At 40.9% G+C, this 24,926-nt stretch carries 23 protein-coding genes; 15 read left to right on the top strand and 8 right to left on the bottom strand.

Features of this window, described 5'->3' with window-relative positions; genetic code table 11:
* The first annotated feature begins 22 nt into the window (after nt 1-22).
* Genes L4D20_RS04825 through L4D20_RS04815 form a run of 3 tightly spaced genes read left to right on the top strand, consistent with a single transcriptional unit; the run spans nt 23 to nt 3,682 of the window.
* Nucleotides 23-1,183: a YcjF family protein gene (locus tag L4D20_RS04825; protein WP_428800411.1), complete on the top strand. Its 1,161-nt coding sequence runs from the start codon at nt 23-25 to the stop codon at nt 1,181-1,183.
* Complete coding sequence (locus L4D20_RS04820; protein WP_428800410.1) at nt 1,176-2,753, top strand: GTPase family protein; 1,578 nt, start codon at nt 1,176-1,178, stop codon at nt 2,751-2,753. The genes L4D20_RS04825 and L4D20_RS04820 overlap by 8 nt, the downstream gene beginning before the upstream one ends.
* Nucleotides 2,750-3,682, top strand: coding sequence for a Gfo/Idh/MocA family protein (locus L4D20_RS04815; protein ID WP_428800409.1), 933 nt, complete (start codon nt 2,750-2,752; stop codon nt 3,680-3,682). The genes L4D20_RS04820 and L4D20_RS04815 overlap by 4 nt, the downstream gene beginning before the upstream one ends.
* A 12-nt stretch (nt 3,683-3,694) precedes the next feature.
* Here L4D20_RS04815 and L4D20_RS04810 read toward each other — a convergent pair whose 3' ends face one another.
* A complete protein-coding gene (locus L4D20_RS04810; protein WP_428800408.1) occupies nt 3,695-4,681 on the bottom strand; it encodes a GGDEF domain-containing protein in 987 nt (328 codons plus the stop codon).
* Nucleotides 4,682-4,900: 219 nt separating this feature from the next.
* The gene (locus tag L4D20_RS04805) at nt 4,901-6,511 is read right to left on the bottom strand and encodes an NAD(P)/FAD-dependent oxidoreductase (RefSeq protein ID WP_428800407.1); all 1,611 of its coding nucleotides are present in this window, start codon (nt 6,509-6,511) and stop codon (nt 4,901-4,903) included.
* Between the two features lie 236 nt (nt 6,512-6,747).
* Here L4D20_RS04805 and fdxA point away from each other — a divergent pair, with 236 nt between their 5' ends.
* The gene (fdxA, locus tag L4D20_RS04800) at nt 6,748-7,071 is read left to right on the top strand and encodes a ferredoxin FdxA (protein ID WP_428800406.1); all 324 of its coding nucleotides are present in this window, start codon (nt 6,748-6,750) and stop codon (nt 7,069-7,071) included.
* Between the two features lie 80 nt (nt 7,072-7,151).
* On the opposite strand, the gene L4D20_RS04795 is transcribed toward fdxA, so the two are convergent.
* Nucleotides 7,152-7,889, bottom strand: coding sequence for an RNA methyltransferase (locus L4D20_RS04795; protein ID WP_428800405.1), 738 nt, complete (start codon nt 7,887-7,889; stop codon nt 7,152-7,154).
* Nucleotides 7,890-8,109: 220 nt separating this feature from the next.
* Between L4D20_RS04795 and L4D20_RS04790 the strand changes: the two genes are divergently transcribed.
* The 4 genes from L4D20_RS04790 (at nt 8,110) to L4D20_RS04775 (ending at nt 9,912) form a co-directional block, all read left to right on the top strand.
* Complete coding sequence (locus L4D20_RS04790) at nt 8,110-8,319, top strand: transporter suffix domain-containing protein (RefSeq protein ID WP_428800756.1); 210 nt, start codon at nt 8,110-8,112, stop codon at nt 8,317-8,319.
* Nucleotides 8,320-8,352: 33 nt separating this feature from the next.
* Nucleotides 8,353-8,913, top strand: coding sequence for a DUF2301 domain-containing membrane protein (locus tag L4D20_RS04785; protein WP_428800404.1), 561 nt, complete (start codon nt 8,353-8,355; stop codon nt 8,911-8,913).
* Between the two features lie 20 nt (nt 8,914-8,933).
* Entirely contained in the window at nt 8,934-9,524 is a 591-nt protein-coding gene (locus L4D20_RS04780; RefSeq protein WP_428800403.1) for a sugar O-acetyltransferase, read from the top strand.
* Nucleotides 9,525-9,594: 70 nt separating this feature from the next.
* On the top strand, nt 9,595-9,912 hold the full coding sequence (locus L4D20_RS04775; protein WP_428800402.1) for a DOPA 4,5-dioxygenase family protein: 318 nt from the start codon (nt 9,595-9,597) through the stop codon (nt 9,910-9,912).
* Nucleotides 9,913-9,962: 50 nt separating this feature from the next.
* On the opposite strand, the gene L4D20_RS04770 is transcribed toward L4D20_RS04775, so the two are convergent.
* Nucleotides 9,963-10,625: a hypothetical protein gene (locus L4D20_RS04770; protein WP_428800401.1), complete on the bottom strand. Its 663-nt coding sequence runs from the start codon at nt 10,623-10,625 to the stop codon at nt 9,963-9,965.
* Nucleotides 10,626-10,925: 300 nt separating this feature from the next.
* Nucleotides 10,926-12,311, bottom strand: coding sequence for an MATE family efflux transporter (locus tag L4D20_RS04765; RefSeq protein WP_428800400.1), 1,386 nt, complete (start codon nt 12,309-12,311; stop codon nt 10,926-10,928).
* A 132-nt stretch (nt 12,312-12,443) separates the two neighbouring features.
* Between L4D20_RS04765 and L4D20_RS04760 the strand changes: the two genes are divergently transcribed.
* The 3 genes from L4D20_RS04760 to L4D20_RS04750 all read left to right on the top strand — a co-directional run bounded on the left by L4D20_RS04760 (nt 12,444) and on the right by L4D20_RS04750 (nt 17,833).
* Nucleotides 12,444-13,286 carry an AraC family transcriptional regulator gene (locus tag L4D20_RS04760; protein ID WP_428800399.1) on the top strand — a complete coding sequence of 281 codons (843 nt, stop codon included), beginning with the start codon at nt 12,444-12,446 and terminating at the stop codon, nt 13,284-13,286.
* Nucleotides 13,287-13,530: 244 nt separating this feature from the next.
* Complete coding sequence (locus L4D20_RS04755) at nt 13,531-15,843, top strand: methyl-accepting chemotaxis protein (RefSeq protein WP_428800398.1); 2,313 nt, start codon at nt 13,531-13,533, stop codon at nt 15,841-15,843.
* Between the two features lie 445 nt (nt 15,844-16,288).
* Complete coding sequence (locus tag L4D20_RS04750) at nt 16,289-17,833, top strand: DUF3369 domain-containing protein (protein ID WP_428800397.1); 1,545 nt, start codon at nt 16,289-16,291, stop codon at nt 17,831-17,833.
* A gap of 104 nt (nt 17,834-17,937) precedes the next feature.
* Here the strand turns inward: L4D20_RS04750 and L4D20_RS04745 are convergent, their stop codons facing one another.
* A complete protein-coding gene (locus tag L4D20_RS04745; RefSeq protein WP_428800396.1) occupies nt 17,938-19,887 on the bottom strand; it encodes a PAS domain-containing sensor histidine kinase in 1,950 nt (649 codons plus the stop codon).
* Nucleotides 19,888-20,015: 128 nt separating this feature from the next.
* Here L4D20_RS04745 and L4D20_RS04740 point away from each other — a divergent pair, with 128 nt between their 5' ends.
* Nucleotides 20,016-20,981: an ABC transporter substrate-binding protein gene (locus tag L4D20_RS04740; RefSeq protein WP_428800395.1), complete on the top strand. Its 966-nt coding sequence runs from the start codon at nt 20,016-20,018 to the stop codon at nt 20,979-20,981.
* A 73-nt stretch (nt 20,982-21,054) separates the two neighbouring features.
* Complete coding sequence (locus L4D20_RS04735; RefSeq protein ID WP_428800394.1) at nt 21,055-21,399, top strand: HopJ type III effector protein; 345 nt, start codon at nt 21,055-21,057, stop codon at nt 21,397-21,399.
* A gap of 63 nt (nt 21,400-21,462) precedes the next feature.
* Here L4D20_RS04735 and L4D20_RS04730 read toward each other — a convergent pair whose 3' ends face one another.
* Nucleotides 21,463-21,771, bottom strand: coding sequence for a cysteine-rich CWC family protein (locus tag L4D20_RS04730; RefSeq protein ID WP_428800393.1), 309 nt, complete (start codon nt 21,769-21,771; stop codon nt 21,463-21,465).
* Between the two features lie 146 nt (nt 21,772-21,917).
* On the opposite strand from L4D20_RS04730, the gene yegD reads away from it, so the two are divergent.
* Nucleotides 21,918-23,270 carry a molecular chaperone gene (gene yegD, locus L4D20_RS04725; RefSeq protein WP_428800392.1) on the top strand — a complete coding sequence of 451 codons (1,353 nt, stop codon included), beginning with the start codon at nt 21,918-21,920 and terminating at the stop codon, nt 23,268-23,270.
* Nucleotides 23,271-23,356: 86 nt separating this feature from the next.
* On the opposite strand, the gene L4D20_RS04720 is transcribed toward yegD, so the two are convergent.
* Nucleotides 23,357-24,304 carry a DMT family transporter gene (locus L4D20_RS04720; protein WP_428800391.1) on the bottom strand — a complete coding sequence of 316 codons (948 nt, stop codon included), beginning with the start codon at nt 24,302-24,304 and terminating at the stop codon, nt 23,357-23,359.
* Between the two features lie 154 nt (nt 24,305-24,458).
* Between L4D20_RS04720 and L4D20_RS04715 the strand changes: the two genes are divergently transcribed.
* Nucleotides 24,459-24,914: an Lrp/AsnC family transcriptional regulator gene (locus L4D20_RS04715; protein ID WP_428800755.1), complete on the top strand. Its 456-nt coding sequence runs from the start codon at nt 24,459-24,461 to the stop codon at nt 24,912-24,914.
* Nucleotides 24,915-24,926: the final 12 nt, after the last annotated feature.

The following is a 24,926-nucleotide window of genomic DNA, read 5'->3' as shown; positions in this document are numbered from 1 at the left end:
CAACCAATAACGGAGTCGGAAGATGTACGAGTCGATAAAAGAGTTTATCAATCCTAAAAAAAATTCAGACTTGACCGAAGCTCATCAGCTACAACGTCAGAGTCTACCAACTCTTTGGCTCTTAGGAAAAACAGGCGCTGGAAAGTCCTCTTTAATACAAGCGTTGACAGGAAACACCTCGGTTGAAGTTGGTAATGGTTTTCAGCCGTGCACTAAAACCGCTCAAATCTATGACTTCCCACTAGATAAGCCTATTTTCCGTTTTCTAGATACGCGTGGGCTGGCAGAAGCTGGCTACGATCCTAGTGATGATTTAGAACTATTTATCCATGGTGACACTTCAAATAGTAAATTAAGAAAACAAGGGCGGGCATTAGTTGTCGTTATCAAAATAGATGAGCCTGAACAAAGCTCATTAATGTCGGCGCTAAAAAAAGTCAAACATAGCCGTAAAATAGAGAAAGTTCTTGTTGTTTATACTGCAGTTAAGCAAGTTTCCGATTCTGATCGGACAAGATTGATTGCTTTCCATAAAGAAAAGTTGGCTAAAGCCTGTGGTAAAGGTATTGATTCAATAGAAGTTGATTTCGAGCTTGCCCCTGAGCCTTCGAATGAAGGTAAGAGTAACTATAATGTTGACCGTTTAATAGATAGGCTCGCTAAGTTGCTGCCCATCATTGGCTTGATGGTAGAAGAGAGTGAGCACGCCAGTGTAGAAGAAGCCAATTTCGATAAATTAGAAAACGAAATATTGTGGTATTGCGGTTCAGTCAGTGCATCTGAGCTTATTCCTGCAGTGGGTTTAGTTTCGGTTCCTGCCATACAAGCAAAAATGCTTCACAGCTTGGCTAATCAATATGGTGTTACGTGGGATAAAAGAGCCTTCGCAGAGTTGACTGGCACGTTAGGCAGCAGTTTCGGCATTCAATATGGCCTTAAACTAGGCGCTAGACAGCTTACGAAATTAATTCCTGGTTACGGACAAACCATAGGTGCAGTAACCGCAGCTGCGCTGAGCTTCGGAACAACTTATGGCTTAGGAAGAGCGGCTTGTTACTATTTTTATCATAAAAGTAGGAATGAGCCAGTGAGCGCAGAAGTCATGCAGGGGTTATATAAAGAAGCATTAGATAAGGGACGCAAGGCCAAAGAGAGTAGTGGAGAAACGAAAAACGATGAGTAAATGGAAAAAAGCTTCACATGTGTTGGCGCATTTATCTGAAGGCGGAATTGGCCTTGGTATCGTATTAGCCGTGATTCCAATGTTTATTATGGCGCTTTTTGGCCTTTTCCTTTCATTTAAACATGGCTATCTAATCGAACTCTCGATTTCTTTGATGTTGGTTAGTGTGGTTACATTGCTACCGATGTTGATAATTCGATATAAAGAGTCGAAGAAATTAGAAAATCACGCCGAGGAAAAGCCTGATGAAGATTTTGTTCAAGCATCCAGTGATTGGTCTGAAAATGAAATTGAAATATGGCATCAAGTTAAACAGCATGTAGATGAGAAACTTGAAGAGGATGATGAGTGGTCTTCTCTTTACATTCACGGGTTAGGTGTGGTCGAAAAAGTCGCAGAATTTTATGGTAAGAAAGAACTTGAATTTACCGTACCCGAAGGGCTTAAGCTTCTAGAGGAGGTTAGCCGACGTTACCGCTGTACCCTGAGTGAGCATGTACCAGGCATCGAAGCGATAAATGTTTCTCATATTAAGTGGATTTATAAAACCCAAGATCAATATGGTGATAAAGCATTAGCCATGATGCAGCTTGCGAACTTAGGGCGAAAAGCCTATCTCGCTTATGTTAATCCGATTAAATTGGTTAATGATGAAATCAGAAACAAGATATTAATGACCGAGTCTTCAAGTCGTTATACAGCACTTCAAATAAACGCAAAGAAAGCTCTGCTACACGAAGCCGCGTCTGTCAGTATCGATCTCTATAGTGGTCGTTTCACCATTAATGATGAAGAGGTGACGGCCTCATCAATAGCCACAATAGATAAACACAGAGAAGCACCTGAACTTGAGCCCGTGCGGATTGTATTAGTTGGACAAACTGGCGTAGGTAAATCGTCATTGGTTAATGCACTAAAAGATGAGTTTTCAGCCGAAACTGATGAGATTCCATCTTCTAAAGGGGTAACCACATACAACTGTCAGTTTGACGAAAAGGAAGCATTAACACTAATTGATGTGGAAGGACTGGATGGAACGTCTGAAACTCAGCGGCAGATGCTGGAAGAAATGATCAATGCGGATATCGTGTTGTGGGTCTTGAAAGCTAATCAGTCGTCTCGTCAACTAGATAGTAACCTAAAGCAGGCTTTTCATGATTTCTATAATGAAAGAAAGAACATTTCTAAAAAACAGCCTGTTATTGTAGGTGTACTCAATCAAGTTGATCGTTTGGCCCCTGCACTTGAATGGTCTCCTCCCTATGATTTAGACAAACCAACATGCAAAAAATCCTCTACGATAGTTGCAGCACTTGAATATAATCAAAGCTTACTTGAATTTGATGATCTGTATGCTTTATCTATAGGAGAAGCACGCGCACCTTTTGGCGTAGCAGCGCTAAAAACAAGATTGTCTCAACAATACAGCCAAGCTAAAAATATACAAAGAAATAGGCAAAACAGAGAAGCTCAATTTAAGGGTGAGAAGTTAATTACTCAGGGAAAGCGCCTATTTAAAAGCGCTAAAAAAATGATTAAACACTCTACAATAGAGAAGGAAGGTAAATGAAAATTGGAATTATAGGGTTGGGTGACATCGCCCTTAAGGCGTATTTACCCATCCTGGCTCAAATTAAAGGGTTAGAGTTGGTACTTTGCACTCGTAATTCGGAAGTATTACATGCCGTTGCCGATCAGTTTCGAATTAAAGAGTATTGTGTAGATTACCATTCACTCCCAATGATGAATGTTGATGCAGTTATGATACATGCAGCAACGGCTGCTCACTTTAATATTGCGAGTTACTTTTTAAAACAAGGCATTCCAACGTTTGTCGATAAACCGTTAGCAGACACAGCTTCGCAGGTTGAACAGCTTTACGACATTGCTAGTCAACAATCTGTCCCACTGTATGTAGGCTTTAATCGTCGCCACATCCCTCTATTCAATCAGCAAATAGAAGAACTCAAACACGGTAATACAGGTTCTTTAACAGCATTGAGATGGGAAAAACATAGGCATAACCTACCGGGTGAGTTGAGAACCTTCATTTTCGATGATTTTATTCACCCGCTTGATAGCATCAACCTAAATGGTCAGGCGACATTGGAGGACGTCTTCGTGACCCATCAGTCGAATGGCGCGGCATTGACTCGGCTCGATATTCAATGGCAAGCGGGAGAAACCATTCTTAATGCGTCTATGAATCGAAGTTATGGGGTCACATGTGAAAGAGTGATGGCATGCTATGAAAATAAAACGGTTGAATTTGACTCGTTTCTACAAGGAAAGGTTTGGCAAAACAACCATCAAACCCAAGTATTCTTAAAAGATTGGACTCCTATGCTAACCAGCAAAGGGTTTGAAAGTATGATTAAAGATTGGTTTAACGTGGTTCAGCGTGGGTCAATTGATCATCATATTGTTGAAAGAAATATAGCGACTCATCGTTTAGCTGAAGCTGTTTATGAGCATGTGCTTCAACAATTAAAAAGCTAGTAACTTCTGAGACTAGATATTCACACAGACCTTATTTCGACCATCAGATTTTGCCTGATATAAAGCTAAATCTGATGGATTTAGGGCTTGTTCAAGGCTAAGAGAAAGATCCAATTTAGCAACGCCAATACTAGCTGAATATATTAACTCTTGCCCATGATAAATCAGTTTGGATGAATAGATTGCTTGCCTAATATCTTCGGCGATTTCAAAGCCGTGCTGCACGTCACCTTCAACAATAATTAAAAACTCTTCACCTCCAAGGCGGTATACCCAATCAACGTTGGCGGTGTTTGTGATGAGTTTTGCCGTGAAGGTCAATACTTGGTCTCCGGCTGCGTGTCCGTAGTTGTCGTTGATTGACTTAAAGAGGTCAATGTCTAAATAGAGAGCACTAAGTTCAGATTTTTCCTTTAACTCCAGCTCGCTATCCTGCTGCAGTGACAGTCGATTCTTTACCCCTGTTAGGGGATCGGTAAGGGCGGCGTTTTCCAGTGTTTTTTGAATTTTCATTCTGCTTACTTCATGTGAGCAAGATATAGCCCATATAGCGATGTACATGAGCGTGTAGTTTATGATCGGGAAGGGGACAGTACCGTTGTGTTTATGAAGAAGAATGGTAGAAACGATGACTAACAGTAGCGCCGAACCAAATAACGCACATCGAATGGAATAGAAAACATGGTATATCGCAGGTAAAAGAAAAGACCAATAAAGAACACCAGACAGCGGCGATGTCGTGCTAACACCGTAGATGATGAGTAACGTTAACATTGCTGTGTAGATATTAATATGCGTGTTGGTTACGGTATTTTGCTTTAATTTTGTGAAGAGAAACAGTGAATAGATGGAGAGAATTACTTGACCCGTACCTAGATAGTAATCATTAGAGAGGTAGAAGTTAACGGCGCTTAGTAAGAGAGCGAGAATACCAAAAACTATACAAATACCCTGTAAAATCAAGTTTCTAAGCGAATGTGTCGGGTTATATAGGTCCATCAATATTCATTTATAGGAGGATTGTACGGTAATTAAAGATGTTTCTAAATGTTAATTCAATGTAGCAGTGCAAATTAATGCGTACATTGATCACATATATTGAATCTTACCTTACACTGTTATGTATATATTGATATTTAGATGTGCTACAAAAAAGCCCAAGTTGTGTATGTATACAACTTGGGCATTTGTTTTGTTCAACGTGCTATTTGGTTAACTCTACGAAGATTGTTCTACCATAGATAGAGCTACAGCTTCTGCTGCTTTAATACCATCTATACCGGCAGACAAAATACCACCAGCGTAGCCTGCACCTTCACCGGCAGGGAAGAAGCCCTTTAGGTTTATGCTTTGATAGTCTTTACCACGTTTAATACATACAGGTGACGAAGTACGTGTTTCTACGCCAGTAAGAAGACCATCGTAAGTTGAAAAGCCTTTGATCTTTTTATCAAAAGCAGGGATAGCTTCGCGAATTGCTTCAACGGCAAACTCAGGTAATGCTTTTGATAAGTCGGTTAATTTGATACCTGGTGTAAACGATGGCTCAACATTGCCTATCGCACTAGGATCTCGACCTTTAAGGAAGTCACCAATTTTTTGAGCAGGAGCGTCATAGTTTTCACCTCCAAGTTTATAGGCACTTGTTTCAAGTTCGCGTTGTAGTCGAATTCCAGCTAACGGGTCTCCCGGGTAATCTTGCTCCGGTGAAATACCAACAACAATCGCGCTATTTGCGTTACGCTCTGCACGAGAGTATTGGCTCATACCGTTTGTAACAACGGCACCTTCTTCAGACGTTGCTGCAACCACGGTACCACCTGGACACATACAAAAGCTGTATACTGTGCGGCCGTTTTTACAGTGATGAACCAGTTTGTAATCCGCAGCGCCTAATATTGGGTTTCCAGCGTTCTTGCCAAAACGAGCGTCGTCAATCATTGATTGTTTATGTTCAATGCGGAAACCAACTGAGAATGGCTTAGCTTCCATGTAGACACCGCGTTCGTGCAGCATTTCGAATGTGTCACGTGCGCTGTGTCCAATCGCTAAGACAACGTGGCGAGTTTTGATCTCTTCGCCATCGGAAAGCGTCACACCAGTAAGCTGACCATCTTCCATATGAAGATCATCAACACGTGTGCTAAAGCGGATTTCACCACCTAATTCAATGATCTTAGCGCGCATTTTTTCAATCATTGTAACTAGCTTAAATGTACCAATATGCGGCTTACTCACGTACATGATTTCCGCAGGAGCACCAGATTCGACGAACTCGGTAATGACTTTACGGCCGTAATGCTTTGGGTCTTTAACTTGACTGTAAAGTTTACCATCAGAGAATGTACCTGCGCCGCCTTCACCAAACTGAACATTTGATTCAGGATTAAGTACGCGCTTTCTCCAAAAACCAAACGTGTCTTTAGTACGTTCCCGTACTTCTTTACCACGTTCAACGATGATTGGATTAAAACCCATCTGTGCCAATACAAGCCCAGCGAAAAGACCACAAGGTCCAAAACCAATAACAACAGGGCGCTCTGTTTGAGACTCGGGTGCTTTTGCTACAAACTTGTATTCCATATCAGGTGTTACTTTCACATGAGGATCGCTAGTGAAAGCTTCTAGAAGATCGGCTTCGCCATCTACTTCAACATCGAGAGTGTAGATCAATAAAATTTTGGATTTCTTACGAGCATCATACCCACGCTTAAACATAGTAAACGAAAGTAATTGCTCAGGGTTGATTCCTAACTTCTTAATAATTGCAGCGGAGAGTGCTTCTTCTTCGTGGTCAAGTGGAAGCTTAATTTCAGTTAAACGTATCATGGCATTCTCGATGTTATTTAGGTGTCTTAGCTGAGTAATGGCGTTTTGGTCATTACAAAGCTCACAATGGCGCGTATTTTACGTGAAGTAGCTCTATGTGTCATATACTTGATGGAAATTAATTTGAAGGGTCCTTTTTTCGATTTTCATCGTTTTTTGTTTTCAGACGATTGTATTTTCACTAAGGATCAGTATCATCGCCCATCCTTAATTTGATGAACTAAGAGTTAATATTCATGGCATTTGTCGTAACGGATAACTGTATAAGATGTAAATACACCGATTGTGTGGCTGTATGCCCCGCGGATGCATTTTATGAAGGCCCAAACTTCTTAGCGATTAGCCCTATTGATTGTATTGATTGCGGGTTGTGTGTCCCTGAGTGTAATGCTCAAGCGATTTTTCAAGAAGATGAACTGGCAGACGATCAAAAAGTGTTCATTAAGCTAAATGAAGAACTTGCGGAAATTTGGCCAAATATTACCGAAGTAAAGCCTGCTCTGGATGACGCTGAAGAGTGGGACGGTGTACCAAACAAACTTAGTCTGTTAGAAAAATAAAGCATGTTAGAGAAATAAAGCTTGTTATAGATACATTGAACGATAGCGCTAGGTGAGAACTTAGCGCTTTTTTATGCCTACTAGTTCGTAACTTGGCGTTTCATATTATCGAGGATAATCCCTGTTGCCATTGCAACATTAAGAGACTCTGCACCACCGAAAGCGGGTATAGTTACTTTATCTGTAACAAAAGGGGCCGCGTGTTCTCGAATACCGTGTGACTCACTGCCCATCAGTAGAATGCCTTCCGACTCAAAGGTAGTTGTATGGACACTCTCTCCTTCTAGAAAAGCACCGTAGACAGGCAGCGGCGAGTTTTCCAAATAGGAAGGTAAATCAACAAGTGTCACTTCAACACGGGCAAAACTTCCCATTGTTGCACTTATTGTTTTAGGGTTGTATGGATCCGCACAATCGCTACTGGCAATAATATGCTTAATGCCATACCAGTCTGCAAATCGGATGATCGTTCCTAGGTTTCCTGGATCTGAGACACCATCTAGCGCAATCATTAGACCTTTTGAATCTGGTATTGCTATTGCTGGTATTTCTACGATGGCAATAGCAGCATTATTACTTTTCAGCGTGCTGGCTTTTGTTAAGTCATCTAAAGATGCTTCAACACAATCTAAACCTTCTAATTCACCACTATTCACTGATATAAATTCTTGCGTTGCAAATACGTGTTTAGTCACTAGAGAGCTATTGGCCAGTTCTAAGACGTTTTTTTCGCCTTGCACTAAAAATAATCCCAGCGTTTTACGCTGCTTCTTTTGGCCTAGAGCACGAAGTGTTTTTAATTGGTTTTTAGAAATCATGTTTAAATCTCGAGTAAAATCGCGCTCATTATAAGTTAAAGGGGAGGGGAGACAAAGCTGAGATTATGCAAAGTACTCTTTGTAGATTCAATTGATTAAAAATTACACATGAATTGTCACAAACTGAGCTATTTGTAAGATTGTAATTCATCTTGCTGAGCAGTAAAATTGGCCTTTCTAAAATCGCACAAACTAGGAAAGGAAATACACAGTGTCTAATATGGTTAAGATCAGTATTACTTTAGTGTGCGTATATATCATAGTTTGGGTTGGCGTTCTTGGTTTACCTTTGACTGACTTACCAAAGAACAAATCGGATTTATGGGTCTCTTACCTCATTGTGGTCGAGGAGGTGCTGTCGTTAATCTGTATTGTTGTCATTGGTAAGATTATCCTCATGGACTTAAAGTCTTCGTTAAAAGCATCCTAAAAAATTCATCACTTATTTTACTAATGGAAAGTTATGGCCAACACTGAGCATCAAGAAGAATTGGACCAATTTGATAAATTAAGTGTGGTTGCTTATCGAACTGGCATCAGCTTGTTTTCTATCTCTCTAGCTTGGTATTGCGTCATTGGTTTTGTAGAGTTGAGTTGGGGTGATTTACCCTCGACGTTTTTATTTAACCCTGCCATTTTGTTTGTCATATCCGCAGCACTTAGTTCAGCTAACCTTCATGTTTATGACAAGAATATTAGAGCAGTAATAACGTGGTCAAGTTGGATAGGAATCGTCTTATTTACAGTATTAATCAATAGTGACTTTGCTTGGGTTGCTTATGGATTTATTTTTGTCACCTTTTCAGGAATAGCATTAAAGGAATCGTTTTGTTTTAACGTATTTGGATTAAAACTAATACCAATTTTGTTATTACTAACAACTCTTTTTATGGCCATAGAGGCTTGGTTGGTCTGTTTTGGTCTGACTGCTATTTGTGCCTTAATATTCTCATATTTAGCGTTAAAAAAATGGCAAATGCCACTGCATTTTGATATCGGAAATAAGGCTAATTACCAAATTTAAAGACGTATTAGAGGCTGTATATGTCAATGAAAATTAGTGATTTCTCAGTTCAGACGAAAATCACATCAGAGCTGGATGAGTTATACGATCAATGCCAAGAGAAACTCTATGATTTTAATCAGACGAGACCGAGTGAAAAACAAAAGCGCACTGAGCTTTTAAAAGAGATTATTGGTCATATTGAAGATACTATTATCGTTCCTCCATTTCGCTGCGACTTGGGAAAAAATATATCGTTTGGCCGTGGTGGCTTTTGTAATTATGGCCTGATTATCTTGGATATCGCGCCTGTTACTATTGGTAAACATGTCCTGATTGGGCCTAACGTTCAGATCTGTGGTGCGTCTCATCCTGCACTCGCATCTGAACGGTGTCACCCAGTCGCATGTGGTGAACCGATTAAGATTGGAGATAATACTTGGATTGGCGGTGGTGCAATTATTTTGGGTGGAGTCACTATTGGAGCGAATACGGTAATAGGTGCGGGTAGTGTCGTGACTAAAGATATTCCAGAAAATGTCATCGCAGTGGGGAATCCCTGTAAAGTTTTAAAGTACCTCCCAAGTGATACAACGGCAAAAGAATGGGCCGAAATAGAAACTCATCATTGAAATACAATAACTAATTACCCTAAGAAGCAACGACAACAATTATTAAGCACAACAATTAACAGGTACAAAAATGTTTCATGCACATGTTTACTTTCCTTTAAAAAACATCAAGCAAGCTGAGCAATTAAAAGAGCTTATCACCGCTGAAAGGCGTGATGTTCTACAAGTATTTCCGTTAAATATGGGACTAGTTGGCCCGCATAAAATGCCAATGTTTGAAATTCACTTTGCTAATGATGAGCGTAATTTTATCAAATGGTTAGATGAATTTCGCGGTGAAATGGCTGTTTTAATTCACCCTGTAAGTGAAGAAGAATTACTTGACCACACCGAAAGAGCAATCTGGCTAGGACGTGAACTTGGCGTCTTTGAAGACAAACTGAGTTAAATGCCGAAAGGCCTGTTATATGACGCATTTAACTCATTACCTATGTTGAATTAAAAGGCCATTTGCCACTTAAAATACATCTCTTCTTCCGCCGAGTTTACACCTACTCGTACACGGTGATTATCGATTTGTTTCCCGACAAATGTATCGACAGAATGGGTTTTATGATCGCTTTCACCTAGGGTGTAAAATGGGTCAACACCAAGGTGGAAGCCGCTGCCAATGTTAATGCGGGTATACATACCAATAGTACCTGTGGCAATGGTCGTATTAGATAGTTCGTCGTTATTAATTCCAACCATTGCGAGAGGGTAGATCTTTATAGTTTCGGAGAGTTCAAATGTATGGATATAACCGACACTGCCTGATTGAGTCTCTGTATCCCTATTAAAATAGGCTTCTGCGTAGATGCCTTTCCCTTCGGTCATCCAAGCATAACGAGTATTTAAAGCGTCTGTACCTTGCTTTGTTTCAATTGAGAGCAAATTCTTTCCCCACGCAAACCCGGCTGATACGTCTATATCACCATCGGATGACATGCTCGTCCCAACGGAAGAATAAACAGCGGTTGGGTCGCTCATATCGACGTTTTTTTCTTGCTGTTTATGAGTCGAGCCTTCTTTGATTGCAGTTTCTTCAGCGCTTAGCTGTGGGGATAGAAAGAGCGTTGAAATGAGAGCGCTCGTGATCAGTTTTGTTGGTGAAAAATTCATAATAAGCCTATGTCGTGGATAGTCACATTCTAAGATGCAGTGAAATTCCAGTTAATCTAGCAAGTTCATTTACTCGCTTCTGACAAGCAATAGGCTCATTTTTGGACTAAAAATACGTTTTGAGTAAGTAATACATTTTGAGTAAGCAATACGTTTGGAGTAAGCACTACGGTTGGACTTGTGTATTACTTTTATCTTTAGAAATTGGAGAGGAAGATATTGGTAACTAAAAAAAGGCCAAGAGCAACATCACGGGTCAGTGACAAATGCTAAAGGCCTTTGGGTGTGAGTTCGGGAAAACTAAATCATTTGAGGGCTAGGCTCTTCGACTAGGTTATTAATCCATTTTTTAGAATGAATACGCTGTGCAGTAAGAAAAATCTTTATTACTTCTTCTAAAAGTATGACCATCATAACCATGTGCAAAGGCCAACCTAATACAATACCTGTGAAGTAGGCGAGTGGGATACCAATAGCCCATTGTCCAAACAGGTCGATGAATATACTGTATTTAATGTCACCGCCACTTTTCAATACACCACCAATCCCCACCATATTAAAGACTTTAAGAATCATGCCAAATGCCATAACTAAACAGACCTTCACGGCCATTTCAGGGTCACTGAGCGGGCTATGATAAAACGCTTTGGTTATCAATGGTTCGGCAATTAGGCAAAGCAGAGCGAGTAGAATAGACAAGATGCAACTAGTGATCACATACCACCAAGAGGTATCAGAAACGCGCTGATAGTTTTTTGCTCCGATCTCGTTGCCCAGTATAATTGATGCCGCGACCGCAAAACCAAGGAAAGCGGAAATAAGAACACTTTCAATGGGGGCTAGCAAAGAGATGATAGCTAATTCACCTACCCCTAACTGTCCAATAATTACGCTGTAAATGATTAGACCGCCAGCCCAACAGGTGTCATGAATTATCATAGGGGTAGCGATCTTGATATAACGCCTTCGATGTTCAGGTAACTTAGCATCTTGCCAGCTACATTGAGTTGGTAGTAAATGTGAATAACGTTTATTTACTAGGTAAAACAGTATTACGGTATGGAATATGCGTGAAACGAGCGTACCAATAGCGGCACCAAGCACACCGAGTTCGGGGAATCCAAATAAACCAAAAATCAAAAGAGCATTCAGAAAAGCGTTGATGAAGATAGCGATAATACTGACATTGGTTGGCATCTTTGCTTCGCCAACGGCTCTAAGAGCGCTTTCCATCGGTACAACAACGGCTGTTAACAGTAAGCTCACAGCTGTAACCCAGAGGTAATCGGTTGCTAGTGTGATGTATTCTGGGTCTGATGCCACGATTGATACAACCGATACTGGTGCGAATGTATATAGAATTACAAAGGGTAGGGTAACGAGTATAGCGACCGCCCAAGTTTGCGCTAGAGTACGTTTTATTCCGTCAATGTTACCTGCGCCAAAGTATTGTGAAGCTAGCACACTGACTGCACCACTTGTCCCAACGATGACGATAAGATTGAAAAAGAAGATTCGGTTTCCCACGCCGACAGCAGCAGTTGCTGACTCGCCTAACTGGCTCACCATAAAGATATCGACCACACCAAGCAAAGAAAATAGCATCGCTTGCATTGAGACTGGTAGTCCTATGTCAATCAGCTTACGCCAAAACTGTCGGTCAAGTGTTTGATAAGTAGAGAGCATCGCAAATTTCCTCTTAGTTAATACAGAGAAGTTTAATTATTGTTTGGCGGTATGTATTGTCTAAATATATCAATAACTTTTGCAAAACTATCATAATGAATTTTCGGATGATTAAGGGATCTAAATAAACAGATGAACGATAAACAAGAAAGACTCTTGATTTCAGAAAAAACCCAGCATGAATTCATTGACCAAAGCAACGTTATGCTGCTTGAAGAACATGGAATTATTCAGTGTGGCATAGCAACTTGCCGCGATGTTTTTTCTGTCTACAGAAAGAATCAACATAAGCATATGTTACTTTACACCGTAAAAGGAAAAGGCTGGCTAGAGGTTAATGGTAAACGGTATATTTTAGAATCTAGCTCGGTGATATCGACCCCAGCATTTGTTGAAATTGCTTTTGGGATTGAAGAAGAAGACTGGCAAATCGCTTGGGTATTTTTAAATCCCGAAAAGGATTGGTCACAGGTTATTAGTAACCAAGTACAATATTTCTTGAGCCCAATTTCAGAAGTAATCTATGCTGCAATTCTATCAATGCTGCGTTCTATCTCTTTACCTATCGATTTAGGGGGAGCGGTCGGCCTAAGGGCGGTAGAACAAATAGAACTACTCATAAATGCACCGATAAACCTAGAGCAATCGAGAACAAAAAACCGCATGAATCGTGTGTTCGATCTCGTACAAAGGCAACTTCATAAGGATTGGACGGTTAAGCAATTAGCGTCTGAATTTCCTTGCTCTGAACCTCATTTTCACCGTTTGTGCCAGCAGTTTTATCATCATAGCCCTAAAGTGCATGTTATGAGAATGCGCATGGAATACGCCGCGCGTTTATTGGTTTCAACTGAGTGGTCAGTGCAGCATATTGGCGAAATCGTTGGATACCCAAATGCATCAAACTTTAGTACTCGCTTTAAAACATGGAGTGGAATGACGCCAAGAGTCTTCAGGTTAAGCATCAATACCTAGTGCCGATTGCATTATAGAATAACGACGCGCGTTAGATTTACTATGCAACTAAGTTTAAGAAATGACAGGGTTTTCTAAAAAATCATTAGTAACTGCCTAAAATCGCGTCGATATATTGGAAATTTGCATCTAAACTCATTACAAATAATAAAACATATTTCATACAAACCAGTTGGCTAACTTTGTGTTATTTGAATGCACAATTGACAGGGAACATTTCAGCTTGAGGCTGTAGGGTTTGGTTATGAAGATTGCTACAAAAATTATTATCGCATGTACATTACTATGTACTTTAGGCGTTGTTGCTACCGGCGGTTTCGTTGGTTGGCGCGCATCAATTATGTCAGAACAAGCTTTGTTTGATCGGGCATCCAGTCAACTTATTTCAGTACGAGAAATCAAAAAATCAGAAATTGAACGTTATTTCGATCAACTGCATTTTCAGATTGAAACCTTTGCCGATGATGTTTCTACTCAAGAAGCGATGGTCGGTTTTGATGATGCCTTTGATGCGTATCCGGTCAATAGTGTTTCTGATGGTGATAAGCAAAAGTTGAAGTCTTATTACTCGTCTGAGTTTGGCGCAACCTATCGTAATACCAATAGCGGAAATTCAGGCAATGAGCTGCAAAAGCTAGCCCAAATTTCAGAGGTGGGGACCGCGCTTCAAGCTCGCTATATAGCGGTAAACCCCAATGGATTAGGTAATAAACATGAGCTCCAAGCAGACAGTCTAGGGAATCAATACGATGAACTACATGGTAAGTATCATCCAGGCATAAAACATTATTTAGAGGCGTTTGGTTACTATGATATTTTCTTAGTTGATCTCGAGGGGAATGTTGTTTATTCGGTTTTCAAAGAGTTGGACTTTGCGACAAATTTACAAAAAGGACCGTATAGAGGTAGTGGTATCGCTAAAGCGTTTAATTCCGCCGTACGAATGGGAGAATCACAATTTCACTTAGAAGATTTTGCCCCTTATTATCCTTCCTATGAGGCTGCGGCTTCGTTTATAGCCACGCCTGTATTTTCTAATGGAAATAAAGTCGGTGTCGTTATTTTCCAAATGCCAGTGGATGTTATTAACGCCATTATGACCTTTGATGAGAACTGGAGCTATGCCGGTTTAGGTGACAGCGGAGAAACTTATCTTATAGGGCAAGACGGGTTGTTAAGAAGTCAATCACGTTTTTTGATTGAAGCACCAAACGATTATTTCTCAGCACTTAGTCGGGCTGGAGTATCTCAAAACTTGATTGACCAGATCAAAGATAAAGGCTCTGCAATTGGACGACAGAGTGTTCAGACTACGACTGCAAAACGTGCGTTACAGGGACAAAGCGGTATTGAGGTTTTAGCTGATTATCGAGGAGTCATGGTTTTCTCTGCTTATGCGCCAATAAATGCCGCTGGGATGCAGTGGGGCATTTTAACAGAGATCGACGAACAAGAAGCTCTACAAGATGTAGCGACATTAGTTAATTCGATGTTAATAACTGTTCTGATTGCAATTGTGGTTATTGTCGCCATTTCTATTGCACTCTCATATCTTGTCGGTTCTGGTATATCGAAACCAATTCGTGTTGCGTCGTTCCAGATTCAGAAAATCAGTAAGAATAACGATTTGACGGCACGTTTAAATGAGCAAGGCCAGGATGAAATGACAGACCTAGCCGTTTCACTAAACGCTCTGTTTGTTCATTTGCAGAACATGATCAAACAATTTGCTAGTGCAACAGAGACGCTGAATAGTAATACTCAAACCATGTCGAGCAACATGAATAGCACGCGTGACGCTGTACAAGACCAAAACCATCGTTCTGAATCCGTTGCTACGGCAGTCAATGAGATGAGTGCGTCTATTGGCGAGGTCGCTCAATATGCAAGCCGTGCTGCTGATTATGTACAAGAAGCAAATGATACGGGTACTCAAGGAGTCGAGATTGGGAACTCCCTTGGTGGAGAAATCAGCCAGTTAAGCGATGAAATGAATACTGCTGTTGAAGCAATTACAAGGCTACATACAGAAACAAACTCTATTGCTGAAGTGCTTGATGTTATCCAAGGCATTGCGGAGCAGACGAACTTGTTAGCACTTAACGCCGCAATTGAAGCTGCTAGGGCTGGTGAGCAGGGTCGGGGGTTTGCAGTAGTGGCAGACGAAGTGCGATCATTAGCGGGACGTACACAATCTTCAACTGAAGAAATACGTGACAAAATTGAGGCTCTTCAAAAAGAGACCAATAGTGTGGCTAAAGGTATTGAAAGCGCCAATATTACGGTTGTACGAGGCGTAGACACCTGCGGCAAAAACACTGAAATGATCACTCAATTGGTTTCAATGCTAAACGAGATAAACGAAATGAATGTCCAAATAGCTTCAGCGACGGAAGAGCAAAAAGCGGTAACAAACGAGATAAGCGGAAGTATCACATCCATCGCCGATGCGTCTTCAGCTGTTTCAGTGCAAGTTAACGATGTCGATGAAGTACTGCAAGGGCTATCGAATCAATCTGAAGAACTGAGTGCAGAAATATCACAATTTAAATACTAGGATTAATTAGTCGATATGAAAAACGAGTAATCTAATTACTCGTTTTTTTTGTGCCCTTAATATTCAAGTGGGCTGTATTCAACGATTGAAAGCTGAGTAAGGAGTAATTGTGCAATGTGATGATGTGAGGTGCTTTGTATAACGTCAGGCCGAACATATTTAGACACAGAAGCATATCGGCTTAGAGGTGAGTTGTTACACGACATAGCGCCATTCAGAGCACCTATGCAGCTATTTGTTCATTATATTATGTATTTATGTATTGTATGTGAAAAATCTCGTCACAATTGAATGACGATGTTCTTCGTAATCCTTAATCTATTACGCTGACTTTTTGTTGTGTGAAATCGTGTAATTGAGATGCTTAAAGCTCGCTGTATATAGGTGCAAATATACGATTTTGTGCTAGAACTTAAGAGGTGGTTTAGATAAAAAATGAGGTTGTATGCAATTGTTTGCAGATCGGCGCGATGATAAAAGTGACGACGATGAATCTAATGTGATTAAACACAACAACAATCCGTGGCGTTTATTGCTTGTAGATGATGATGAGCAAATGCATCAGATCACTCGTCTTGCGTTAAGTCACTTTAAATTTCAAGATCGACCTTTGGAAATTTTATCTGCCTTGTCTGCAAAAGAAGCGAAAGAGCTAATGGCTAAAGAAGATAACATAGCTCTGGCTTTGGTTGACGTTGTGATGGAAACCGAGCACGCAGGCTTAGATCTTGTGCGGCATATAAGGGAGCAAGATCAAAACCATTTAATACGTCTAGTACTGCGAACAGGGCAAGCAGGACAAGCTCCTGAAGATACGGTTATTCAAGAATATGAAATTGATGACTATAAAGAGAAAACCGAACTCACCACACAAAAGCTAAAAACACTCCTCTATTCAATGCTTCGGTCATACAGAGATTTGTGCCTTATAGAAGACCAGAAAAAAGGGTTAAGGCGTGTAATTAAAGCGTCTGCATTGGTCCAAAATACGAGTAGCTTACAGGAGTATGCATCTTCAGTATTAAGCCAGTTAACCTCTTTGTTAAAGCTAGAAGAATCTGCATTTTATTGTGTCGTTCAACCTGGCCCTGAAGCGGAAGCGTCACGAGCCTTAACGCTTGCTGCAACCGGGGGGTATGTAAACTTCTATTATGAATGTGTCCTGGATAAGTTACCTAAATTAGTATCAGAACGCTGTCATGAAGTATTGAAGAATAAACAGACGGCACGCTTTGATGATGCATTTGTGCTTTACACCTATACCGATGAGGGCGCTGATAGCCTTCTGTATGTGAATTTAAATCGAAACCTAAACTCGTTAGATGAGCAGTTGCTAGAGATCTACATGCGCAACATCAGCCTCACGTTTGAAAACCTGAACTTACTAATTGATTTACGAGAAACGTCTAAAGAGCTCGTACACAATCTAGCTAATGCCGTTGAAGCACGAAGTAAAGAAACAGGGGCGCACGTACAGCGAGTCTCCCTAATAAGCAAACGACTAGCCGAGTTGTATGGCTTACCGGCAGCCGTGGTTACTCTTATAAAAGACGCGGCTCCGCTTCATGATATTGGTAAAGTTGCTATTCCTGATAGCATTTTGCATAAGCCAGGGAAATTGGATGCCGATGAGTGGAAAATCATGCAAAAGCATGTTGAGTTCGGGGTCGACATATTAAGTAACTCTAAGAGAAAGCTCATCGTGACAGGGAAGGAGATAGTGAGCAGTCATCATGAGAAGTGGGATGGCTCTGGATACCCTTCGAATTTGCTTGGTTATGACATCCCCGTTAGCGGAAGAATTGTAGCCTTGGCAGATGTGTTTGATGCACTAGGGGCGTGGCGGTCGTATAAAGAGCCATGGCCTGATGATGAAATCATGCAAGAACTCATTGCTCAAAAGGGTAAGCACTTTGAACCAGAATTGGTTGATCTAATGATCGACAACTGGGATGATTTTATTCAAATTCGAAACGATCTTCCTGATTAGCACACTATTATCAACGTTAATATCCGAGGCATTCCTTTTTACCACGAAGTATTCTTTCTCGGTTATCGATAACTCATGATCTCTATTGGGTATGCGGCTTGAAATCACTCCGTTGGTAACGTGGTATTTACTGTCGCGGGTAATTGTTGGGGCATTGTGATCTTAAATTTAACCCCTTTATCTGGTTGTGATTCAAATTGTAGCTCTCCACATAACTTTTGCTTAACCAGATTGAAAACTAGGTTCAAGCCTAAGCCACTGCCGCCTTTACCGCGTTTACTGGTAAAGAAGGGCTCAAATATTTTTTGATGTAATGAGTGATGAACGCCGGAACCATTATCTTGATACTCTAGAACAATATTGTCATCTTGTTGGGAAAAGTGGATTGAGATTTCAGGGCTTTTAGTCTCCTCAAAGGCATGATTGATACTATTCATCACTAAGTTAGACACGATCTGTGTAAGAACTCCCGGTAAGCTACTCATGGTTATAAGTTCGTCCCCAGCGATTGTTGGTGTGACCGGAATTCGTCTCGTTTCAGGGTGAAGGCTCGCTATCAAGGCGTCGAGAACTTGTTTTACACCAAATTGAGTTCGAATTTCAGAGACTTGATCGACTGCCGTTTGTTTGAAGTCTTTTACAAGTTTTGCTGCTCGATTAAGGTTCTGCTCGAGCATGCTGTTACCTTCATCGATTTGCCCCATAAGTTCACTAAACTGAGTGCTTGTTAATGTTTGGTTGGAAAATGCACTATTTAGCTCGGAGGTAACATCACGAATTACAGAAGCCGCTGTTACTGAAATGCCTAGCGGTGTATTCACTTCATGGGCAACACCTGCCACTAACCCACCAAGAGCGGCCAATTTTTCTGATTCAATCAGTTGTTCTTGGGTCGCTTGTAATTGCTCCATGCTTTGCTTTAAATCTAATGTCCTTACTGCGACAGTGTGTTCCAAGCTGGCATTAAGCTCTTCCAATTCCAACTGTGCAGATTTAAGTGCAGTAATGTTAATACTTGTTCCACGATAGCCTATGAATTTGCCGTCTAGAAATTTAGCTAACGCTTGAAAAAGCATATGATAAGTAACGCCATCGATAACGATACACTGTTCACACATCGTAAAGTCGTTGGTAGAACGTATTACCTTGTGCAACGAGGTTAGATCTTCAAACTGGGGTACATCGAAGATAAGTGGTTTGTTAAAAGGATCTATAGTTAGAGCCTCTGACATTGATTCTGAACAGAAGGTTAGCTGTCCATGTGCATCCGTTTCCCATAACCAGTCGGAGGAAACGTGGGTAAAGTCAGTAAGGCGCTCTTGCTCGAACTTAATGTTGCTATAAAGCTTAGTTACATCTCCCGTAATTTTGTTTGTTTCATCGGCCAACCAGTTTAATTCGTCATCTTTTTCCATTATCCAACTTTTATAGAATAGAACGAGTGGGTCAGAAGGGTGTCTCGGGTTGTAGCTTCTTAGATACTTTGCAATTAAAAACACTCGTCGATTTATGCTTTCGTGGAAGACCATCAAAATTAAGTAACAGACCAATGTTGTCTTAATTGCGTTTAGCGCTAGGGTAATAAAGAATTGTTTAAGTAGAGCGTCATATATGTGCTGAGCATCAGACTCAATATAGATTTTTCCTATCAGTTCTGCCTCTGAGCTGTCTTTAGTCGAGTATTCTAGAGGGTAGGTTACCGAAACTGAATCGCCAGCTACTTTTACACCGGCACTAAAAGAGTAATTTCCTGATTCTACACGCAGATAATCAATTTTAGGCAAATTAACCAAACCATCTAATCGCTCTTGTAAAACAACCAGATCAAAACTCCATAGTGATGAAGCAAGTAGAGGGGCATGGACACTTTGAATTTCATAATGACGTTGATCAACAGCATTGAACTCTTTGTTGTAATCCCAATAGAGCTGCATAAGAGTAGTTAGCAAGGTAATCGAACCACTCAAAATAATCATGATTAGGATGATTCTGCGACCAATACGGCTATAGAGTGGGTTGTTTATGCTGTATTCAAACTGTTTATTCTTACCCATGCGCCACCTAATCTGTATATCGATTACTACATTATAGATGTTAGTTCGAATTCGGTGTTCAGCAATTAACCGACTAAACTATCAGTAGGGTTGCAGTGATGAGTTCTAGCAGAGTTTGAGGTGGTTAAATGAAGTTTCTCGTTTTTGTTCTGAGTTTAATCAGCTTTTCAGTATCATCAAGTTCAGTGTTAGTGATTGAAAGCTACCATAGTGAATATGATTGGGATAAGAGCTATATCCAAGGTCTAGAAAGTTCTCTTAGTTCTGATGTTGAGCTAGCCACTTTTCAGATGGATACGAAGAGAATTCCAGAGAATGAGTATGAGAAAATGGCGGATGAAGCTTATCAATACTATCAAAAAGTACGTCCCAGTATTGTAGTGCTTGGAGATGATAATGCGCTTCGTTACATGTACCCCAAACTATATGATGAGCCAATTTCAATCGTATTTTTAGGGGTTAACTCCAATCCAAGGTCATTACTGAACAAGTATCAAGGAGCCGCTTCTGTAACGGGAGTATTAGAGCAGCCACTGTTTGTTAAAACGATGGCAGATATAGGTTCAATGATAGCGGATGATAAGCGGAAAATTCGCATCATGTTTGACAGCGGGATCACCTCTCAAATAGCAATCGACTACATGAAAACTCAGACTCAATCTATTAGTAATAATCTGAATATAGAAATTGAATTATTGGCTCTAGAGACATTAGAACAGTGGCATCACAGCGTAGAAAATAGTGCTAGAGAGGAGGTTAGTGCGATTGTGGTTGGTTTGTACCACACGATTGTAGACAAGCAGGGTAGCAGTGTACTTGCTGACGAGGTTTTAAGATGGACAAATCAACACAGTACTGTTCCATTGTTTGGTTTTTGGGATTTTTCAATTGGCGGGGGAAAAGCGGCTGGTGGTGTAGTTTTATTTGGAGAATTACAAGGACAGCAAGCAGGTGAATTGGTGATGCGGATTTTAGGTGGCGAACTAGCTTCAATGATCCCTATTCAAATTGGTCGAAAAGGACGCGCCGTTTATCATCCTGCTGAAATGAAAAGGTGGGGGTTAACACCGCCAATCCACTGGAATCCAATGTAAATTGAACTCTTCAATAGATGCATGAGTTTGTGGTATGTTTCCAATTCAATCGGAAATCATGAAGAGAGATAGAATGGAATTGAACCTATTTGTTGATGAACTGAATCAAGCAACTGACGCTATTGAGTTTGAACAAACTATGGCTGTTATTGAGCAAAACTTTGAGTTTACTCCAACCGCATTTAATAATGGAAAAACAGTGAACCTAGAGAATCAGAATAATGGTTCATGTAAAATTTTCGCTTTAGGAAAACTTCTAGATTTATCTGTTGAGCAAACATTAGCGTGCTTTGGCCGCTTTTACCGTGAAGATGTATTACAAAATCCTGAGAATGATGATCATCAAAATATTCGAAACTTCATGGTTTCAGGTTGGGAAGGGGTTACGTTTGAAGGGGAAGCTTTAAAAGCCAAGTAAAACGTAATCGACATAAGAAGTACAGTTGTAACAGAGGGAGCTTATCGCTCCCTCATGTTGTTTCTAGAGTATAGGAAGTGAACTTAAGCACTTTCTACATAAGCATACCCCATACTCCTTAACGTCAGCGCTATCTCGCTTTTCAATGTAAAAACACCAGCAAGTCTCTTTTCCATTTTGTACGTCACATTGGGTTTGAGCGTTACATTTAGGGCATTGATGGCTAGAAGCCTCTCCTCTAAGCTCATTCATAATAACGTTTCTTTGTGCATCACTATAGCTTTGCCATTCGGCGATTTCTTTTGTTGTACGCTGGCATCCGGTGCACATGTCACCATTACTTTTACACGCACCGATACATGGAGATTTCATATTTTTAAGTGGCTATTTTGCAGATGGGATGAGTATATCAGACTCGGAGATATACGTTGATTCATTCTAGAAATTATCACGATGTTGGTGTAGCATTGCCGACCTTTTTTATTGTCTGTCTCATGATGAGATAAGTTGAGGTCGCCATGTTTATTGGTTTTGATTACGGAACAGCAAATTGCTCTGTTGCATCTATGCAAGATGGGAGTCCTACCCTCATTCCACTTGAAGGTGATCGCTATTATATTCCCTCGACTATATGTGCCCCCACTCGGGAGTCAGTGTCTGAGCATCTATTTCGACACTGCAACATTTCACCTGCAGACGCTGTTGGCGAGCAAGTACTAAGACGTTCAATCGCATTCAATCGGGAAGAAAGCATTGACCTAGTGCCAGAAGATGTAGCATTTGGTCAAGCGGCTCTTGATCTATACCTTGAAGACCCAAGAGATGTTTATTACGTAAAGTCGCCTAAGTCGTTCTTAGGTGCGTCGGGTTTACATGATGTTCAATTAAGCTTTTTTGAAGATTTAGTTTGCGCCATGATGGCAAATATTAAAAACAAAGCAGAATTGAATCTACAGCGATCCATTACTCAAGCGGTCATAGGTCGACCTGTTAACTTTCATGGCCGTGGTGGTGAAGACGCAAATAAACAAGCAGAAAATATCTTAATGAAAGCAGCTACTCGAGCTGGATTTAATGATGTTATCTTTCAGTTTGAGCCTGTTGCGGCAGGGTTGGAATATGAAGCGACATTGACCGAAAATCAAACGGTACTCGTTGTGGATATTGGCGGTGGTACCACTGACTGTTCAATAATCCAGATGGGACCTGATTGGAAAGGGAAAGCTGATAGAACCCAGTCACTACTTGCTCATAGTGGGCAAAGGGTTGGTGGAAATGACCTCGATATTCACCTCGCGTTTAGACAGTTGATGAGCCCGTTTGGTTTTGGAAGTAAAACGACAACCGGTATTGAGATGCCAATTACTCAGTTTTGGAATCCGATTGCCATTAATAATGTCGAAGCGCAAAAAGATTTTTACACAAGATCGAATTTGGCAGCATTGAAGTTACTGCAAAAAGAAGCGGGTGAGCCTGAGAAGTTGGCGAGGCTGCTAAAGGTCTATAACGAGACATTGGGCTATAGCATCGTACGTCGTGCTGAAGAAGCAAAAATAGCACTCTCTTCCGACACGCAATATAAAGCTCATGTTGATTTACTATCTGAAACTATTGCTGTTGATATTAGCCAACAACAAATGATTGATGCCATTGACCAACCTAAGTCTAAAATGGCTGATCTAGTCAAAGAAGCTGTCGCGATGAGCGGTGTTAAACCGGATGTGATCTTTATGACTGGTGGTTCAGCGAGATCTCCGTTTTTAAGAAAATCCGTAGAGGACCTATTACCGAATATTCCAGTCGTGAGTGGCAATTATTTTGGTTCAGTGACAGCAGGCCTCGCTCGTTGGGCTGATATCTGCTTTAAATGAACGATTGATTCTTGAACTTCGATTTTTTAAAGTTTAAAAAAATTAGCCATCACTTTTTCGCTTAGTTAAAGTGATGGCTGCAATAGTTATGAGTGTTTAGGTGGTTGGTAAGCCAAAGAGGCATCCTCACGCATGAACACATTGCTTGCGACAATACTTCCCGTGCAAATACAGACCAACCCCAACCATGTCGTTACCGGCGGTACTTCTCCAAAGATAACAATGGCCAAAAGTGTGGCAATGACGGGAGTGAGTGAGCCAAAGGCTGCAGTTCGTTCTGCGCCTAATTTTGAGATAGCGTGCAAATAGGTAAAGGAAGCGATCAAGCCTGCCCCAACTCCCTGAAGTAACAAATGACCAAAGAGCTCTTGATATGGCCAGTTCTCTACATTTGACGACCAAGATTGGCCACTACCGAATACGAACAAAGAGCTTTCAATCGAATTGGTTACTATAAGTAGCAACAGCAATAGAAATGAAACGAGCGAAATCAAACCAGCGCATACTAAAGCCGGAAAGTTCGCGATACGAGCGCAAATAGTAAAAACAGCCCACATCATACTGCCTAATAAGAATAGGACATGACCCTGTACAAGCGTCGTTTCAGCCTCAGAAATGCCAGACCATAAGAATAGTGAAATGCCGAGAACGATCATGACGAGCCCGATTTTACGATGCTGACTCAGTGGTTGTGCGAAAAGTGAAACCGCAATAGCAGAAACAAATAAAGGAAGTGTGCCAGGTACCAGTGCACTGCCGTCAGAAACGGTTGCATAATTCATGGCTAGTCCCGCGACTAGAAGATAAGGAAGCCCTCCGCCAACAACCATTCCAACAAGGTACCGTTTTGGTACTGAGAAAATCAGTTTCCTTGAGTAGAACGTAATCGGTAGCAGCACTAATGCTGGGATAAGAAATCGAGTTAAGGCCATGTCAGCAGGGGTAAGTGCTGATATCGCTCCGCCTCTTAGTGATAAGAAAAAGCCGGACCACAACAAGATGGTCGTGATGATCGCTAGGTATCCAGAAAACATAATCGTTACATTTTTGTTAATAAGTACTATTATCCCTTAAACTTTACGCATGTTTCGGTCGTTTTCGGTATCGAGGTGATAATTCTGTGACGATATATATCGCGTAAATTGATAATATTGAGTTAATCGAGCGTAAGGGTGGTATTTGATGGAATTGGATCGGATAGATCGTCGTATATTAGATTTAGTACAACAGCAAGGGAGATTACCTACTGCCGAAATAGCCGACCATGTGGGGCTTTCTGCTTCCCCGTGCGCTAGACGTTTAAAAAAGCTGGAAGACAACGGAATAATTGACAGTTACAACGCCCGTCTTAATAAGTCAAAGCTAGGGATAGGGATGACTTTTTTTGTTGAAGTGAGCTTAAATAACCACCAAGCGAATTCAATCGATGCGTTTGAGCAGTCGATGCATGATACTCAAGCCGTGATTAACTGCCATGTTGTTTCTGGCGCGTATGATTATCTATTGGAAGTGGTGACGAAAGATCTCGAAGGTTATGAGCAATTTACCCGTTACCTGCAGAGAATCCAAACAGTGAAAGACATTCACACGCACTTAGCGATTCGTCAGGTAAAACAAGGAAAAACGCTGCCTATATTAATCTAAGCAGCGTTTCTT

Origin of the sequence: Vibrio kyushuensis, assembly GCF_050337325.1 — a bacterium.
GTDB lineage: Bacteria > Pseudomonadota > Gammaproteobacteria > Enterobacterales > Vibrionaceae > Vibrio > Vibrio kyushuensis.
Note: the sequence above shows the minus strand (reverse complement) of the source record. Positions and strands in the feature narration are given on the sequence as shown.